This is a genomic window from Sessilibacter sp. MAH1 (assembly GCF_054658315.1).
In genome coordinates, this window is the sequence record NZ_BAAGIC010000003.1 from 139,086 (window position 1) to 156,139 (window position 17,054).

A 17,054-nucleotide genomic window follows, 5' to 3' on the forward strand; every position below is an offset into this window, starting at 1 on the left:
TATGAAAATAAACCCAACCAGTTTAAGTGAATTAGAAGTTAACTTTATTGTAACCTGGCGGAAAAATTTAGAAGATATCCGTGGTGACCGGGCTCAGTTACGCAGAGCGGCAAACCCGCAAGATGTAATTAATTCTCCAGCGTTTTATCGCTTTTTAAATTTTTTAAAAGTGATTAAGCCAGAATTATATGGCACCGAAAAATTTACCGAAAACAAGTTGTTGCTATTGGCCATTGTGGCAGGGCTTATCGCTAGAGTAAATCCAGAAGGCAAAGCTCCATTTGCGCAATCATTGGGGCATGGTGAGCGGCAATATTCCGAAATTCGTTTTCAGCAATTATTGCAAAGCCGCGATGAAGAGGAATTTTTCCGTCGTATGGGTACCGCTATTCATTTTGTAAAAGGTGATGTATCGGTAAAAGATGTTTGCGGCTGCATTAGCAGTTGGTACAAAGAATACAAAATGTCATTTAAAACTAAGGTTTCTGATCAATTTAAGTTTCAAATGGCAAGCAAATACTATCAAGTTTGATAAATACTATTTTAACCGGTAAACAGAATTCGAGATTATTATGAAAAATTTCCTTCAGTTGCATTTATTAACTCACTACCCACCCGCTAACTTAAACCGTGACGATTTAGGCAGACCTAAAACCGCGAAAATGGGTGGCGTTGATCGTTTGCGCATTTCTTCACAAAGCTTAAAACGCCATTGGCGCACGTCAGATATTTTTGCAAGCGCTATGGCGGGTCACGTGGGTACACGCACTAAAAAACTTGGTGTTAAAGCCTATGAAGATTTATGTGCAAAAGGTCTCGATGAGAAAAACGCGATAAAATTTGCCCAAGCCATTGCCGGGGAATTTGGTAAGCTTAAAAAAGAAGACAAAGAAAAGCCGCTTGAAGGCTTAGAAATTGAACAGCTTGTACATATTAGCCCGGCAGAGCAGCAAAACATTGATAATCTTGTGGCCGAAATCGCAAAATCCGGTACTGCACCCACTAAAGAACAATTACAATTATTTCGCAAAGACGAAACCGCTGTAGATATTGCATTATTTGGTAGAATGCTGGCTTCAAAAGCGGAATATAACGTAGAGGCCGCCGCACAGGTTGCTCATGCGTTAACCGTGCATGGTGTAACCATCGAGAATGATTTTTTTACCGCCGTTGATGACTTTGATCAATACAAAGCCGATGCGGGTTCTTCACACTTGGGCGAAACCGGTTTTGCAGCGGGTCTTTTTTACACCTATATTTGCATCAATAAAACCGAGCTTTTAAATAATCTCGACGGCAATACCGAACTTGCCAATAAAGCGCTGCAAGCGTTAACCGAAGCTGCTATTAAAGTTGCGCCCAAAGGCAAACAAAATAGTTTTGGTTCTCACGGTTATGCCAATTATGTGTTGGCCGAAATTGGCGATCAACAACCACGTTCGTTGTCCGCTGCATTTTTAAAACCCATTATGCAAGATGCGGATTATCTTAAGGCGTCTATTGAACAACTTAATCGACAAAAAGAAAATTTCGATAAGGTTTACGGTAATTGTTCCGATGCTAAATACGCATTAAATGCGTTAGAAGGCGAAGGTTCAATGAGCGAATTAATGGCGTTTATCTGCGAATAAGAGGTGATTATGAATTACCTAGTTTTTCGCTTATACGGCCCCATGGCCAGTTGGGGCAAAATTGCGGTGGGTGAATCTCGCCGTACCGCGATTGCACCTAAAAAGTCCGCCATTACCGGTTTATTGGCCTCGGCGTTGGGTATTCGCCGTGATCAAGAAGAACAGCAACAAACGCTGGTTAATAGTTTCACCTTGGCGACAAAAATTCTTCGCCAAGGTGAATTGCAATCGGATTATCACACCACGCAAGCGCCAGATTCCGCCGGTAAATTCGTCTATAAAACTCGGCGCGACGAAGTTATTACCGGTAAAGATCGGTTGGGTACGGTGTTGTCTACTCGGGGTTATTTGTGTGATGTGCATTGTGTGATTGCCATCGCCTTAACGGAGCAAAGCTCGTTATCGTTAATGGATTTGCAACAAGCATTAATTACACCGAAATTTCACTTGTTTTTAGGGCGTAAATCCCATCCGTTAGCGGCACCGTTAAACCCAGAAATTATCGAAGCCGATAATTTTTACGGCGCGTTTAATTTGTATGAGGTAAAACCGGTACTTAATATTGCATCTGAAAAACAAATGAGCAGTTTCATTCCCGATTTTATTACCGACAAGCGTTGGTTATCGTCTGATGAATACGTGAAATATTATTGGGAAGGCGACGACAATCATTTTCGTGCAGCCAGCGACGAGTTTAAACCCGAACAGATACAAACCTTGTATCGTCGCGACGTGCCATCATCCCGTAAACGTTGGCAGTTTTCCGAGCGCACCGAAAGCCATTGGTCTGAAAAAATCGTGGTTGAGGAGAAAAATTAATGTTTTTATCGAAATTCAGTTTAAAAACACCGTTACAGCAACATCAATTGCACTTGATATTAAGCCAACAGGTTTATGGCTTGCACAGATTATTAAAACAAGCTTTTAACGACTCGTTTTATTTGTTTCGCGAAGAGGTAATTCAAAGCGTCGGTAATAACAGCCAGCGTTTGTATTACGTGTTATCAGCCGAAGAGCCAAAACCCAATAATGAAGTATTTGATGTAGAAACCAAACGCTTTGAGCCGCATTTATTGGTTGATCAGCAATTGGAGTTTCGCGTGCGAGTAAATCCAGTGGTAGCTCGAAAAACGCCGGGTAAAAAAAATTCGCCACGTCACGATGTGGTAATGGATGCTCAACGGCAATATTTAATGAATTTATTAAATATTACCGACGCATTCAGTGTTAAAAACGTAAAAAAATCAGAACTAAAAGAACGCGTATTAACCGAAGTAACCGGTTATACCGCTCGTGATTTAGACTCGGAACTAAAAATTGCGACCGAAAATGCCTTAAAAACCTGGTTAGACAACAAAGCCAAAAAACACGGTTTTGAATGTTTGTCTTTTCAGGCCGATGGTTATCAGTGGCAATCATTACCCGAGAAAGATCGCAGAGCGGGTTTTAGCACCGTCGATTACCAAGGCATTTTAAAGGTCACCGAGCCACAAGCGTTTTTAGCTCAGCTCTACAAAGGCTTTGGCCCCAGTAAAGCGTTTGGTTGCGGATTAATGATGATTCGGCCAGCCTGGTAAAAATCACCAACAGGGAGGTTGTTGTGGCGTTTATTCCTTTAAAACCCATTCCCATAAAAGACCGGGTTTCGCTGATTTTTGTCGAATACGGACAAATTGATGTGAAAGACGGCGCTTTTGTGGTGATCGATAAAAACGGTATTCGTACCCACATTCCTGTGGGAACCGTTGCTTGTATTTTATTAGAGCCGGGCACGCGAGTTTCTCATGCTGCAATAAAACTCGCCGCCACCGTGGGTACTTTATTGGTTTGGGTGGGCGAAGCAGGCGTGCGCTTGTACGCCAGCGGCCAACCCGGCGGCGCGCGCAGCGATAAATTATTGTATCAAGCCAAACTGGCGCTGGATGACAATTTGCGTTTAAAGGTGGTTCGCAAAATGTACGAAATGCGCTTTGGCGAAGAACCACCACAAAAACGCAGCGTTGATCAATTGCGCGGAATAGAAGGTGCCCGCGTTCGCGAAACCTATAAAATATTGGCCAAACAATACGGCGTAAAATGGAGCGGGCGTAATTACGACCCCACCAATTGGAATGCCGGAGATCACGTTAACCAATGTTTAAGCGCGGCCACCAGTTGTTTATACGGCATTACCGAAGCCGCCATTCTTGCTGCTGGTTACGCACCGGCGGTGGGATTTATTCACACAGGCAAACCGCTTTCATTTGTTTACGATATTGCCGACATCGTTAAATTCGAAACCGTGGTGCCGTTGGCATTTCGCATCGCGGCAAAAACCGTACATGCACCTGATAAACACGTGCGCCGCGAATGTCGAGAATTATTTCGATCCAGCAAATTATTAAATCGAATTATTCCCATGATTGAAGAAGTGCTTTCCGCTGGAGAAATCGACCCGCCGTTACCGCCGGAAGAATCTATTCCGCCTGCCATACCCGTGCCCGAAAACATCGGCGATAAAGGCCATCGTACTTAAGGAGCACGTATGGCTTTTACCGTTGTTGTAACAGAAACCATTCCACCGCGGCTGCGCGGGCGACTCGCCGTTTTTATGATCGAAGTGCGTGCCGGCGTTTATATTGCTGATTTAAGTAAGCGCGTACGAGAAAAAATCTGGCAATACATCGAAGCCGATATCGAAGGCGGCAATGTAGTAATTGCCTGGGCCACCAACACCGAATCGGGCTATGAATTTCAAACCCTTGGTGAAAACCGAAGAGAGCCAGTGGATTGGGACGGATTACGCTTGGTGAGCTTTAAACCCTTGGATTATAGCGAGGAAAATACCGATTAAAGTTAGTCTAAAAAACACACAAAGTATTTGGTAGAAAAAACAGGGTAGTATTTTTCTTTTAAAAACAATCATATACAGTAAGAGTGTTCCCCACACACGTGGGGCTAAACCGAGACGTCAGTCTCAAAAAATTAAATAAAATCTGTGTTCCCCACACACGTGGGGCTAAACCGACCTTGCGCTAGCCGAAATAGATTCAATAAAAGTGTTCCCCACACACGTGGGGCTAAACCGGGGCTACCGCCAAAGCGAAATATATCGCCATCGTGTTCCCCACACACGTGGGGCTAAACCGCGCTGTCTCAAGGCCGCCGGTTAACCCTAACGGTGTTCCCCACACACGTGGGGCTAAACCGGACTCCTTCACATAACCGTTAAAAAACGCAATGTGTTCCCCACACACGTGGGGCTAAACCGCGTACGCCATTCGTGCATTACTCGATTTGTACGTGTTCCCCACACACGTGGGGCTAAACCGAACGTGCCATAATAATAGACCCTGTCGGAAACGTGTTCCCCACACACGTGGGGCTAAACCGGCAACACCCCTACGGTTACAAGATACTTTGAAGTGTTCCCCACACACGTGGGGCTAAACCGAGCGTTTGGTATGACTGGGAGTCAGGAAATAAGTGTTCCCCACACACGTGGGGCTAAACCGTCAGGCATATAGAAATCAGGCGTTACCTGCCGGTGTTCCCCACACACGTGGGGCTAAACCGGAGGCTGTCAACAACTTTCCTCAGCTAATAGGGTGTTCCCCACACACGTGGGGCTAAACCGACCGCGATAATGTTTTGACGTGTCTGTCTGAAGTGTTCCCCACACACGTGGGGCTAAACCGACATTGGCCCTCAGTGTTAATCACAACCTCATGTGTTCCCCACACACGTGGGGCTAAACCGCGGAAATATTGCCAATGGTGTCAAATAAGTGAGTGTTCCCCACACACGTGGGGCTAAACCGTTCATATTTTCGCTCTGCCAGATCCTGAGCGTGTGTTCCCCACACACGTGGGGCTAAACCGATGATGCTTGGCATTATCAGGTTCTATTGCTGGTGTTCCCCACACACGTGGGGCTAAACCGAAACCGAAGCTTCACAACCAACTGAAACTTTAGTGTTCCCCACACACGTGGGGCTAAACCGACAGACGTGAAGACGATTGTGCTAAGCGTAATGTGTTCCCCACACACGTGGGGCTAAACCGTAAATTGCCCCACAAGATTTGAATCTAATGATGTGTTCCCCACACACGTGGGGCTAAACCGCAATTTCATTGATGATAAAACATCATCAGCACGTGTTCCCCACACACGTGGGGCTAAACCGTAATCGAGGGGGAAATTGTCAATGATGGCCAAGTGTTCCCCACACACGTGGGGCTAAACCGCCCTATAAAGAAATGTTCGAAGCTGGTAGCAGGTGTTCCCCACACACGTGGGGCTAAACCGTCGCCTGATTTTTGGGGTGCTGATTGTTGCTCGTGTTCCCCACACACGTGGGGCTAAACCGACAGAGCGATTTATGCCGCCGCCACACCAGTTGTGTTCCCCACACACGTGGGGCTAAACCGAGTTCGAAATTCCTAAATCTGCCCGAATAGAGGTGTTCCCCACACACGTGGGGCTAAACCGGTAAACCCTCTGAAAAGGTTAGGGAATTGATCGTGTTCCCCACACACGTGGGGCTAAACCGTCGACGGCGGTTTGGTTGATGCCGTTGTTGATGTGTTCCCCACACACGTGGGGCTAAACCGCCTGTTAAATCCTGTGCAGTTTCCTGACTCTGGTGTTCCCCACACACGTGGGGCTAAACCGAAACCCAAACCCTTTAATAATAGTGTTTGGATGTGTTCCCCACACACGTGGGGCTAAACCGTTCACTATGCAAAAATTGTTCGGCGGTATGGGGTGTTCCCCACACACGTGGGGCTAAACCGTGGCTGGCGTAGGTGTGCCGTAAAACGTGAGTGTGTTCCCCACACACGTGGGGCTAAACCGGTTTTCTGGAGTCCTGTTATATAGAGACCCAAGTGTTCCCCACACACATGGGGCTAAACCGATTGCCGCAAGTAGCGCGGGCATTTGTTCCGGGTGTTCCCCACACACGTGGGGCTAAACCGTTTTTACGGGCGCCTTCCGTGGCTTCTGCGATGCGTTCCCCACACACGTGGGGCTAAACCGGACATCGAAATTAAATTCCAGATTACCGAAACGTGTTCCCCGCACACGCGGGGCTAAACCGACTGGGGTATGGAAACTGTATTTACATCCAGTACGTTCCTTGTGCACTTGGAGTGCTTTACCCATCAAACCGAGATAACCAACGTTGGGTAAACGCTTTGTTGTCTTTTCCTTCTGGATCATAAAATAAGGTCTTACTAAATTCGGCACGTGTCGGTTTTAATGCTCGACCTAAATTAATATATTCTTGGGGGATAAAATCAGGCGACCCGATTTGGGGAATATTACCCGCTTGGAAAATAACACCGTTACTGTAAGGACAAGACAAGGTCGATTGGCCTGCATTCGCTAACACGGCTTGAGCGCCGCCAGCTTTTTCTAAGATACGGTTAGAAACCGCTGTTAGAAAGCCAATCGATTTAGTTCCGTCACCGGCCTGAATTTTGGTCATCGTCAGAGAATAGGCGTTAAAGCAGGGATAATTAAATAATTGTGAACCTATAACTTCCAGTGCTGCATCCATTCCGCCAACATTAAAAGGTTCTATAAAACTCGGGCCAGCATAAGCGTGCTCTACTTCCATGGCATTGCACATTGAGACAAACTGCTGAATAAATCCGTTAAGACCGATTTGATCAAGAATAGAAAAAGGGTAGGTAATAAGTAAGTCGCCTAAATAAGTTTGCCTTTCAACTTTGTTGCAAGCACTACTTAATGCCCAAAATTGGGCTTTATCTTCTTCACCGCCCGCCTCAATTTCGTAGTCTGCGTCAGGGTCTACCATTGCTTCGATTAAAGCAGGGTCAATATTTTCTCCGGGTTTTAATCTGCGCATAACGCGATCGTTGGCAACCGCGTAGCTGCGAAATTGCCCTTGAGCTTGTGTTAGATAGGTTTGTACGCAATCGGCCATTGCTCGAACACGACCGGGTTGACCGGGGCCACCAATATAAAACTCCATTGCCAAGCCTAAAACGGCGGATGGATTGCCACTTCTCGGGTAATAGACAACAGGCTCTTGCGTGATAGTGCTGTAATCAAATGTTGGCATTCTGAAGGTCCTTAAATAATTTGGCCGGGGTTTTTACAGTTACAGGCTGCCTCTCTATCTTGAAGCGTTCCTCCAATGCGATAAATGTCGTAGTTCTCGATCCCTCCGGCAATCTCTTTGTAAGCCTCATCTTGCTTTTTGTCGCGCCGATCATTTCTGAATTTATACTCTATCACGCGTTCTATATTATCAACGGTAGGTGGTTTGGCGGGATTTTTCACAATGGTTAAATCCGGCCTTCGAATATAACCCTTTCCCGGTTTATAACCCATTACCTCTTTTGTGCGAGCCATCCAATTATGCGAAGGTTCTGTACAGTCTGGGTTATTCGGGTCGCGGTGCATTAACGGTTTAGGTATACCGTTGGTCGCCAATCCCATATCGTAGGATATTTCAGACTTATAGCGGCTTTTGTAGTTAAGCGCAGCGTCGGCGGTAGTAAAAACGCCATGCACACAGGCTTGATACAAATTTTGATCCGACGAGCCTGCGCTGGGATTTTGATTGCAACAACAGGCAACGCTGCAAAGAACCGATTGATCTAAAGCCTTTTGCTTTTCGATGGGTTCTGCGGGTAATTCTGTTTGAGTTTCGCTAATAATCAGTTCTTCGCGAGTTGCCTTGCCGGAAGCGAGTTTATTTTTAAAATCGTTTTTAACTTGCTCGGCGCGGATTTGAATTTTTTTAATTTCTTCGCTGATACGATTTGTGATTACAGCCATCTCGTTCATTGAAAAACATTCCGAATGTGACAGTAGTGTGCAAGACATAATATGACCCACACAAGAATCTTGGCATTGCGTACTCATAATTAACGTTACCTAGTATCGAAATCCATTTTAATCTAGGTGCAGGTTTATAAATTTAAATCGCAGAAGAAATAATTTTGAAGCGTGAATAAAATCACATTTTGAAATATTTTAAAAATAATTACTGATGCTTATTTGCATTGATCAAAAAATTTTTAAAGAAATAAATCGGAAAAGAGTAAAATTAATATTTCTGTGACGGTGTGGTGTTTTCTTAAAAAATTATTGCCTAATGGAAGCATAAAATATATTTACAACAATCGCACTCAAATTATTTTTAGGTTTAATGGAATGGTAGATGATTAATTTGCCTGAATCTCTGATTAAGTCGTGGATGAGTTAATCAGAGGTTCTTTACGTATGTACGCTAGATAAAGTATTTTTAAAATCTATAAGACACGCCTATCGATCCAAATGCATCGCCTTCGGTTTGTTTTTCAAATTCGTGAGAGCGAATAATATTAGTGAAGGTAACGCGCCAATCTCCTGCGCCTGCAACCAATCCTAATTGTACGTCGCCAATCCATTCATTTTTGTCAACGCTATGGCTGTTGCCATCGGTGTTGCCATCTAAGAATATATTGTGTTCAACGTAGCGGCCAAAAACGCCGGTAAAAAAGTACCAATAAAAGTCTTGGTGATTATTAAAATAATTACTGCCGGTAGCGCTGGGTCTTAGTAGAGGTGGGCCGTAGTCGGCGTTAACGCCTTTACCGATACGAAAGGTGGCGCCGGTTCCGACAGATCGGTTTGAGCTGCCAAGAATGGTGTTAATTTGTGGCACTACGTCTATGCGGTTATCTAAAATGGGAATCATCCATTGGCGTTGGAACTGTATATCTAAGGTAAATTCGTTGTGCAGTTGATTGTCCCAACCTTCTGGGCGCTGCACGCCAACCAATTTATGCGCGGTTTTTTGTGCGGCTTCCGCGCCTGAATCTGGACCTACTAAACCGACGATAATTTCTGATTTATCAAGGGTTCGATATTTTCCTTCGTTTGAGTCTGCTAATAACCCGGCGCTAAAATACAACCAACCGGCGTAGGGTCGGTCATCTTCGATTAATTCTGATCGTGAAATATCGGCGGGTGCGTAAATTTGTTGGCCGATGGTAGTAACGTAACGAATGTCAGTGTAGTTTGTATCGTAGGATAACTTTTCGGCAGCTCTCTGTGCCCAGTGCGGCATATAGGTATCGCTGACGTAGCTAATTTGCGAGCCGTGGGTGTAATTGTCGTCTTCGCCGGGGCCAAATAAATCATTTTCGAAACTTATTGATACAGTGCCCTTGCGATCTGCACCGTAACTGGTGATTGAGTATGCAGAGAGCAACACCAATATGGCGGTTGCTATTTTTTTCTTGTGCAATGTTTTTTTTCTCATGGTTTTAATGTGAAGCTTGCTCTTAGTTTAATAAATTATTTAATTGCAATGTGTTGAGCAATGCTTGTGCCAGTAATTTTTGTGTTTGTAACTGATTGATTTTAATAAATTATTTTTAAGTTTTCGAACAGTTGCTTGAGTTTAAAAAAATAGTTAGGTATTTTTTGCAAACTTTTAAAGTGGCTTTGTAAGAAAGAAATAGGGCAATGTATGTGGATATTTTATTAAAAGAAACTCTATTTGTTCGAGGTTTCTAGCTATTTATTCATCTGTATTTAAATATAATGGATTCAGTAATTGTTAGTGAGAAAAATCAAGTTCTGGCCCCGGTTGTTTTAACTCGTCGCTGATAATTTCTAATGCTGTGCGTAAGTCGGCAAGGCTTGTGTGTCCGCCGGTGCAAAAGCGGATAGCTTGAGGAGCATTAAAATGTCCGGCGGCAAATGCGGTTGAAGGTTTTACCAGTACTTTGCGGTTGGCAAGGCTTTTAGTAAATTCTTGCGCGCGTCGGGTTTCTGGTAAGGGGAGCCATACATTGTAGCCTTTTTCTGCGGCTTTAAAGGATGAGTCTTTCAAAAATTCGCCCACGAGCTTTTGGCGTTTGTCCATAATGTCGCGTTGGCTGTTAATAATATTTTGGGCGGTTCCGTTGGTAATCCAACGGCTAACAATTTCTGCCATCATGGGTGCCGCCATCCAACAGCTTGCTTGCACGGCGCTGCGAATGGCTCTGTCGACGGCTTGCGGCGCTAATAAATAGCCAATTCTTAAACCGCCGGTTAAAGCTTTTGAAGTACCGGTTACGAATACACTAATGTCGGGATGTCGATTGGTAAACGTTGGTAATGTTTTATCTTGCAAGCAACCTTGCACGTCGTCTTCAATAACCCATACTTGATGTTCTCGCAGAATTTCCGCGATGCTGTCGATGCGTGCTTCGGTCATTACTTCGCAGGTTGGATTATTAATGCGTGTGTTAACGTAAAGTATGCGCGGTTTAAAACGCTGGCAGGCGAGTTTAACGGCTTCGGGTAAAACACCTTGGTCGTCCCATTCCAGTCCCACGTGGCGTAAACCCAATTGCTGGGCAACGGCGCTAAATCCGGGATAGGTTAATCCGCACGAAAGTGCTGTGTCACCCGCTTGGCAAAGCGCTGCGGTGGCCGAGTGAAAACCGTGTTGGCCGCCGTTGGTGATAATTAAGCGTTCCATTTCGGCGCTTTGAATACCGGTAATATCCAACCACTGTAATCCGGCTTCGCGATGGTGAAGCATGCCGCCCGGTGGTTGATATTCTAAAATGTGTTGCAGTATTTTTTTATCTTGGCTGAGCAGTTGTAACTCTTGGGATAAGAGTTCTGCCTGATTTAACGGCAGCGCAAAACTGAATCCTAAATCGATAACGCCTTGCTCAGCATGGCTGATTTCAAAACTGGTACCGGAGCCGGTGGTGCGCACAAAGGTGCCACTGCCAATTTTGGATTCAATTAAATGTTTGCGTTCGGCCTCGGCATAAGCGCGCGTCACGGTGCCAACGGTAACGCCGAGCAGGTCGGCTAGCTTGCGATGGGTTGGCAGTTTTTCACCGGGACGAAGCTCACCTTTGGCAATGGCGTCATCAATGGCTTGAGCCAAGGCTTTGTACTTAGGAGATGAGTACTTTTCGAGGTTGGGTTGCCAAATTGTCATGGTGACAAAAATCCGATTGACCTAGTTTAATTTGCCTATAAACTCCTTTGTACGCGAACAATCTGCGTAATTCAACTCATTCATTACCTTATTTGAGTAACTTTTATTAGTTTAATACGAGTTTATATTCGACTAATAAGAGTTTAGCGATCTTTTGTCGATATTACCTCAATATTGTATGCATACAATTTAACAAGGAGATTTCTCATGCGTTTTCCCATCTATCAAGTCGATGCGTTTACCTCTGTCGTGTTTGCCGGTAATCCAGCGGCGGTGATGATGTGTGAGAAACCTATGCCCAAATGGATGATGCAAAAACTCGCGGACGAAAATAACTTGTCTGAAACCGCATTTTTATATGCCCAAGAAGGTGGCTTTAATTTGCGTTGGTTTACGCCAATCACAGAAGTGAATTTATGTGGCCACGCTACTTTAGCCAGTGCGCATATCTTGTTTAGTGAAAATCTGATTAGCACTAAGACAATCAGTTTTTTCACAAAAAGCGGTGAATTAACGGTGACTCGTGCCAGCACTCGGTTTGGCGACGGCTATGAAATGAATTTTCCTGCAAAAACCTTTGTTCACGATACAGCACCTGGTTACGTTTTAGAGCGTTTGGGTTTTGAGCCCATCGAAACCTTTTACGCAGAAGATAATTGGGTATTTGTGTGCAGCGAACAACAGGTGCGAGAATTTGATCGTTCGTTTATTGATTTAGAAGGCAAGCACGGTGTTATTTTAACGGCGCAATCTAACCTTGATGATTTAGATATTGTTAGTCGTTATTTTGGTTTTAAATCTTTAGGCATTGAAGAAGATCCGGTCACAGGTTCTGCTCATTGTGCCATTGTTCGATACTGGACGGCGGTGCTCGATAAAACTTTATTGGTGTGTGAACAGGCCTCTGCACGAGGCGGTTTTATGGAGTGCGATTTAAGAGACGATCGAGTATTGCTACGCGGTGTAGCGGCAACCTTTATGAAAGGTGAATGTTTTCTCGATGCTATTGAACAAACCGATACCGATGCTGATCAACAGGGGCCCAGTTGTGAGTGATACCAGTCTTTTTTCTTCTGATTTAGTAACAAACACCGGCATTACGCTGGGTTATTTAACATCATTATTAGCCTATACGTTTTCGGTTAATATTACTCCCGGCCCCAATAACATAATGTTAACGGCATCGGGTATTAATTTTGGTTACAAAAAAAGTTTGCCGCATTTGTTGGGCATTACCACCGGTAGCTTTATTTTATTTTCATCGGTGGCATTAGGTTTGGGCAGTGTTTTTAAGGCGTTTCCTTTTTTACATACGGCGTTAAAAATTATTGGTTCGGCGTATTTGTTGTGGTTGGCCTATAAAATCTTTACTGCCAAAGGCGACAAGTTTAGTAGCGATAGAGCAAGACCATTAACCTATTTTCAGGCTTTAGCCTTTCAGGCGGTTAACCCCAAAGCTTGGACTATGTCGATCACGGCGGTGTCTGCGTTTAGTTTGATGGGCGATTTATTGTGGGTGAGTTTAATCGCTATTGTGATTATGCAAACCGTTATGGTTTTTCCCTGTTGTTCGGTTTGGACATTAATTGGCGTGAAAATAAAACAATTTATTCAAACACCTAAAAACCTGCTGATGTTTAATCGTGTACTAGGCGCTCTAACGGCATCTTGTGTGATTATGATTTTCTCGTAAATGCATTGATTATTCATAGGAAACTCTGATTAACCTAGAGTTTCTCGCGACACAAGGATGTGTCGTCAATTTCAAGAACCGTAAGTGATTAAAATTGTGAAGAAATTGGAAATCACATTTTCAATTTCTGCCCTCTGATTAAATCAAGGATGAGTTAATCAGAGGTTCCCATAAGTAAAAAAAGCTAGCGAAATGCTATCTTTTATTGGGCGATAGAAATTGAGTGCTTATATTTTTCTGTTTTTCTTGCTAGAAATGATCTTCATTATTCCGATTTTGTAATAATTTCTTCCAGCACCGCAAATAGAACCTCTGCGCCAATGCGTGAAACTTCATCGTCGTAAATATGTTCAACATTAACGCCTTCTTGGCCGCCAGCCAAATCGCTAATGGCGCGAATAATAATCCAATCAATATCATTGACATAAGCCACATGCGCCACAGAAGCCGATTCCATTTCGGTAACTTCGGCGTTAAATACGTCTCTGACCCATTTGCGATATTCGCGATTATCTAAAAAGACTGAACCGGTTACGCCGTTACCGCTAACCGTTAATACGGCTTCACGTTCATCCAATACTTTTTGTGTTGGCATGTTGGCAATAGCCTTTTTGGCCGCGTCGAGTAAACGCGGTGTTGCCGAAAAATAGGCTTTATCTTCTGGCTTTTCTTGGCCTTCTTTAATGACCACCACTTCATCTGGGTGAACGTAACCAAACGATTTGTAGTTGGGTAAATGAGGGTCTTTTTGACGGCGATTGTCTTGATCGTCTAAAAATTTGCGGTAGTAGTTCGGTAATAAATATTCACCGGGATTTTCTGGGTCGGGATTAATGTAAACGCTTTCATCGTGGTAGTACCAACGCTCGGGAACAATCACATCTCCGGGTTGCCACTGGGGATTTACCGCTCCGGCAATGCCCATGTAAACCACTTGTTTTATGGGAAAGTAATCAAACGCCATTTGCATAGACATAGCAGCATTGGCGATGCTCATGCCTGTGGCAAACACTAAAATCGGCTGATCACGAAATTTACCCAAACGATAGGTAACGCCTTTAAATTTTAAGGTGCTATCGATATTGGCTTCGCCGTGATTTTGCAGCGTTTTTAAAATGCCATTCAATTCTGGCTCGTAAGCCACTACAACGGCGGTAAATTCAGGCGTTTGGCCGGAGAATTTTTTGGGGCCAAAGGTTTCAGGAACCTCTTTTGAGCCACAAGCCGTAATCAAAAGCGTAATGCTCAGTAAAACACAGTATTTGTAGGCTTTAATCATAGAGTTATCCGTATTTGTGATTGGTTTTCAGTTATGACGACTGATTATGGTGACTCCAGACTAGAATGGTGATTATTTTTTTGAATGACTTTAAAAGCCGTGTTCTGAAAAATAGTGTTTACAAAAATAGGTTGTTTTACAAAAAACAGAATGAGGCTTCAGAGGAGCATCGGTAGGGTTTTTTAACGACAGTTAAAAACTAGAGAAAACTTCGACTAACCGAGACAAGAGTTTTCTGCGGTCTAAGGATAAACCGTTCATTTCAGGAACGATAGGTGATTAAAATTGTGCTGAAATCTGTGAAGGAATTTTAAATCACATGTTCAATTTCTGTTCTCTGATTAAATTATGGATAAGTTAGTCAGAGGTTCTTAACGTTAAATAAATGACGAAGGTCTAATTTATTCGGAAAAAGCAAAGACTTTGAATAGGTGTTTACTCTGGTATTAATAACAGAAACTCCGGCAATACCGGAGTTTTTAAGTTTTGCGCAAATCGATTAACTGTACTGTTCTAACTTATGTTTACCGGCTTGGCATTGATAGGTTGGCCCTTGAATTGGCTGATATTCTTTGGTTTTAACAGTGCTGACAAATTGCCATTGGTTAATGGCCGCTTCTGGCGTTAATTCTAGAAGCATCCAACCGCGTTGATGACTATTTTGGTAACGCAGGTTTTTATTAATTTTTACCAAACGTTCAGAGAGCTGCTCTGGCGAGGTTGTAGAAATATAATTTTCCATTCCCGGAGAGCTTACGCTAGACGTTGCAAACTCCACAGCGACGGAATCTGATTCGCCGTCGGGAATTAAATCGAACGCCCAAGCATTGTGGGTATCGCCCGCCAAACTTACGGCATTTACCGCGTGGTTTTTCAATAATTGCAGGTAGCGTTGTCGTGCAACATTGTAGCCGTCCCAAGCATCGGTATTAAATGGAATACCCATTTGGCCTAAAAGAATAATGGCATTAATGATGTTGGCTGGAATGGAGGCTTTGCCAGACAAGATGTCGCGTACATCGGGAATTAAGACTTCGCCGGTTAATACCTGCTGCCCCAGAATTTGCCATGTGGCGCCGCGTTGTTTGGATTCATCCAGTGTGTTTTCGAGCCAGGCCTCTTGGGCTTTACCCAGTAGGTTGCGCTGTGGATTATTGAGGAGCTTTTCGCGAACTTGTTTTGCGTCGGGTAAAAATGCCCAGCCAGCAGGCAGGTTTTTAGGATCAAGTGCGGTAATGGTTTCCCAATCTAAAATTGGTGTCGGTGGATTTTTGGTAAGATCAAAAGGCACTGTAATCATTTGAATATGTGCAGGATCAACCTTTGCCATTTGATCAGCGCTTAGCACTGGTACGCCTGAGCCACCGGTGGATACCGAAGAAACATCAAATGGAATTTGTCGCCAAATCATTTCTTGTAAATAGTCGATGGGTTTATCACGACCAATCACTCGGGTGTCGAGCATGATTAGATCGGCGAGGTTACCAATTTTAAAGTTACGGTAGGTAATGGCTGTATTTTCGTTATTTTCTGGATCGCGAATCGGCAACCACTCTCGATAGGCCTGAATTGCATAGGCTTTGCGTTGTTCCCAATCGCCCTCGTCGGGTTGGTGGTTTTCTGCGCCGCCTATCCACGCGTCGTTGGCAAGTTCGTGATCGTCCCAAACGCAAATAAACGGCGTTTTAGCGTGTAGTTTTTGTAACGACGGATCGCGTCTGTACAAGCTGTAGCGTTGACGATAATCATCAAGCACTAACAGTTCCCCGGGTGGTAAGAGTTTGCGTTGCTGGCCGACTAAATCGGGATCATTGTATTTTTCAACATTGTATTCGTAGATGTAATCGCCCAAATGCACCACGGCAACAAGATCGTCTTGCTTACTGATTTCTTCGTAAACGTTGAAATAACCAAAACCAAAGTTGGAGCAAGATACAACCGCGAATTTTGCGGAATCTATGTCACCTTCGGGCAAAGTTTTGGTTTGGCCCACCGGGCTTAGGGTTTGACCAACATTAAAACGGTAGTAGTAGGTTGTATTAGGCTTTAGCGCTTTAACGTCTATTTTAACGGTGTAGTCGCGTTCTGCACTGGTAGAAACGCTGTCTTCAAAAACAATGTTATTGAAGTTTGGTTGTGTAGAAACCTGCCAAACGACGTTGATCGCATCCTGTGGTGTTTCGGTGGTGGGTGTAACGCGAGTCCATAAAATTACCGAGTCGGACAGCGGATCGCCACTGGCGACGCCATGATCAAAGCTTACCGACGGTTGATCGATGGGGGAGGTGCATCCGGGTAATAATGCAGCGCTACTGGCTGCTGCCGAAACAGAGGTAAGAAATTGGCGGCGATTAAGTTTTGGCATAACACGTCTCTACAATACAGGCAGAAAAAATACGGGCAGAAAAATGCGCGAATAATTCTGAAAAAATTTGTGCACAAGTCACCGGCACTTCATTCAGAATTTTTTGAAGATTAAACGATGACAACGGTAAAAAT

Annotated in this window: 14 protein-coding genes and 1 CRISPR repeat array; of the genes, 8 read left to right on the forward strand and 6 right to left on the reverse strand. The window is 44.1% G+C overall.

Translation table 11 applies throughout. The features are described 5' to 3' along the window. Position 1: 1 nt before the first annotated feature. Genes casB through cas2e form a run of 6 tightly spaced genes read left to right on the forward strand, consistent with a single transcriptional unit; the run spans position 2 to position 4,464 of the window. Positions 2–532: a type I-E CRISPR-associated protein Cse2/CasB gene (gene casB / locus ACYQ28_RS04065; protein WP_460048388.1), complete on the forward strand. Its 531-nt coding sequence runs from the start codon at positions 2–4 to the stop codon at positions 530–532. A 40-nt stretch (positions 533–572) separates the two neighbouring features. Beyond that, positions 573–1,631, forward strand: a complete 1,059-nt coding sequence (cas7e, locus tag ACYQ28_RS04070) for a type I-E CRISPR-associated protein Cas7/Cse4/CasC (protein ID WP_460048387.1) — start codon at positions 573–575, stop codon at positions 1,629–1,631. Between the two features lie 9 nt (positions 1,632–1,640). Continuing rightward, positions 1,641–2,450, forward strand: a complete 810-nt coding sequence (gene cas5e / locus ACYQ28_RS04075; protein WP_460048386.1) for a type I-E CRISPR-associated protein Cas5/CasD — start codon at positions 1,641–1,643, stop codon at positions 2,448–2,450. Beyond that, positions 2,450–3,208, forward strand: a complete 759-nt coding sequence (cas6e, locus tag ACYQ28_RS04080) for a type I-E CRISPR-associated protein Cas6/Cse3/CasE (protein WP_460048385.1) — start codon at positions 2,450–2,452, stop codon at positions 3,206–3,208. The genes cas5e and cas6e overlap by 1 nt, the downstream gene beginning before the upstream one ends. A gap of 23 nt (positions 3,209–3,231) precedes the next feature. Beyond that, positions 3,232–4,146, forward strand: a complete 915-nt coding sequence (gene cas1e, locus ACYQ28_RS04085; protein WP_460048384.1) for a type I-E CRISPR-associated endonuclease Cas1e — start codon at positions 3,232–3,234, stop codon at positions 4,144–4,146. Positions 4,147–4,155: 9 nt separating this feature from the next. Then, on the forward strand, positions 4,156–4,464 hold the full coding sequence (gene cas2e, locus ACYQ28_RS04090; protein ID WP_460048382.1) for a type I-E CRISPR-associated endoribonuclease Cas2e: 309 nt from the start codon (positions 4,156–4,158) through the stop codon (positions 4,462–4,464). 83 nt (positions 4,465–4,547) lie between these two features. Then, a CRISPR array of direct repeats spans positions 4,548–6,711; the repeat unit is 29 nt; unit sequence GTGTTCCCCACACACGTGGGGCTAAACCG. A 57-nt stretch (positions 6,712–6,768) separates the two neighbouring features. Here cas2e and ACYQ28_RS04095 read toward each other — a convergent pair. From ACYQ28_RS04095 to ACYQ28_RS04110, 4 genes are all read right to left on the reverse strand, one after another. Beyond that, entirely contained in the window at positions 6,769–7,701 is a 933-nt protein-coding gene (locus tag ACYQ28_RS04095) for a type VI immunity family protein (RefSeq protein WP_460048381.1), read from the reverse strand. A gap of 11 nt (positions 7,702–7,712) precedes the next feature. Further along, positions 7,713–8,510: a VRR-NUC domain-containing protein gene (locus ACYQ28_RS04100; protein ID WP_460048379.1), complete on the reverse strand. Its 798-nt coding sequence runs from the start codon at positions 8,508–8,510 to the stop codon at positions 7,713–7,715. Positions 8,511–8,892: 382 nt separating this feature from the next. After that, a complete protein-coding gene (locus ACYQ28_RS04105; RefSeq protein WP_460048377.1) occupies positions 8,893–9,894 on the reverse strand; it encodes a lipid A deacylase LpxR family protein in 1,002 nt (333 codons plus the stop codon). A 300-nt stretch (positions 9,895–10,194) separates the two neighbouring features. Further along, a complete protein-coding gene (locus ACYQ28_RS04110) occupies positions 10,195–11,583 on the reverse strand; it encodes an aminotransferase-like domain-containing protein (RefSeq protein ID WP_460048376.1) in 1,389 nt (462 codons plus the stop codon). Between the two features lie 207 nt (positions 11,584–11,790). Here ACYQ28_RS04110 and ACYQ28_RS04115 point away from each other — a divergent pair, with 207 nt between their 5' ends. Next, positions 11,791–12,639 carry a PhzF family phenazine biosynthesis protein gene (locus ACYQ28_RS04115; protein ID WP_460048375.1) on the forward strand — a complete coding sequence of 283 codons (849 nt, stop codon included), beginning with the start codon at positions 11,791–11,793 and terminating at the stop codon, positions 12,637–12,639. Beyond that, positions 12,632–13,276, forward strand: coding sequence for a LysE family translocator (locus tag ACYQ28_RS04120; RefSeq protein WP_460048373.1), 645 nt, complete (start codon positions 12,632–12,634; stop codon positions 13,274–13,276). Before ACYQ28_RS04115 ends, ACYQ28_RS04120 begins: the two co-directional genes overlap by 8 nt. Before the next feature lie 265 nt (positions 13,277–13,541). Here ACYQ28_RS04120 and ACYQ28_RS04125 read toward each other — a convergent pair whose 3' ends face one another. Both ACYQ28_RS04125 and ACYQ28_RS04130 read right to left on the reverse strand, forming a co-directional pair. Next, complete coding sequence (locus ACYQ28_RS04125) at positions 13,542–14,555, reverse strand: 5'-methylthioadenosine/S-adenosylhomocysteine nucleosidase family protein (protein ID WP_460048372.1); 1,014 nt, start codon at positions 14,553–14,555, stop codon at positions 13,542–13,544. A gap of 499 nt (positions 14,556–15,054) precedes the next feature. Then, positions 15,055–16,920, reverse strand: a complete 1,866-nt coding sequence (locus tag ACYQ28_RS04130; RefSeq protein ID WP_460048371.1) for an alkaline phosphatase D family protein — start codon at positions 16,918–16,920, stop codon at positions 15,055–15,057. Positions 16,921–17,054 lie beyond the last annotated feature (134 nt).

Bases quoted from the DNA above. Each gene is read 5' to 3' on its own strand.
- casB (WP_460048388.1), top strand. From the start codon at position 2: ATGAAAATAAACCCAACCAGTTTAAGTGAATTAGAAGTTAACTTTATT.
- cas7e (WP_460048387.1), top strand. From the start codon at position 573: ATGAAAAATTTCCTTCAGTTGCATTTATTAACTCACTACCCACCCGCT.
- cas5e (WP_460048386.1), top strand. From the start codon at position 1,641: ATGAATTACCTAGTTTTTCGCTTATACGGCCCCATGGCCAGTTGGGGC.
- cas6e (WP_460048385.1), top strand. From the start codon at position 2,450: ATGTTTTTATCGAAATTCAGTTTAAAAACACCGTTACAGCAACATCAA.
- cas2e (WP_460048382.1), top strand. From the start codon at position 4,156: ATGGCTTTTACCGTTGTTGTAACAGAAACCATTCCACCGCGGCTGCGC.
- ACYQ28_RS04095 (WP_460048381.1), bottom strand. From the start codon at position 7,701: ATGCCAACATTTGATTACAGCACTATCACGCAAGAGCCTGTTGTCTAT.
- ACYQ28_RS04100 (WP_460048379.1), bottom strand. From the start codon at position 8,510: ATGAGTACGCAATGCCAAGATTCTTGTGTGGGTCATATTATGTCTTGC.
- ACYQ28_RS04105 (WP_460048377.1), bottom strand. From the start codon at position 9,894: ATGAGAAAAAAAACATTGCACAAGAAAAAAATAGCAACCGCCATATTG.
- ACYQ28_RS04110 (WP_460048376.1), bottom strand. From the start codon at position 11,583: ATGACAATTTGGCAACCCAACCTCGAAAAGTACTCATCTCCTAAGTAC.
- ACYQ28_RS04115 (WP_460048375.1), top strand. From the start codon at position 11,791: ATGCGTTTTCCCATCTATCAAGTCGATGCGTTTACCTCTGTCGTGTTT.
- ACYQ28_RS04125 (WP_460048372.1), bottom strand. From the start codon at position 14,555: ATGATTAAAGCCTACAAATACTGTGTTTTACTGAGCATTACGCTTTTG.
- ACYQ28_RS04130 (WP_460048371.1), bottom strand. From the start codon at position 16,920: ATGCCAAAACTTAATCGCCGCCAATTTCTTACCTCTGTTTCGGCAGCA.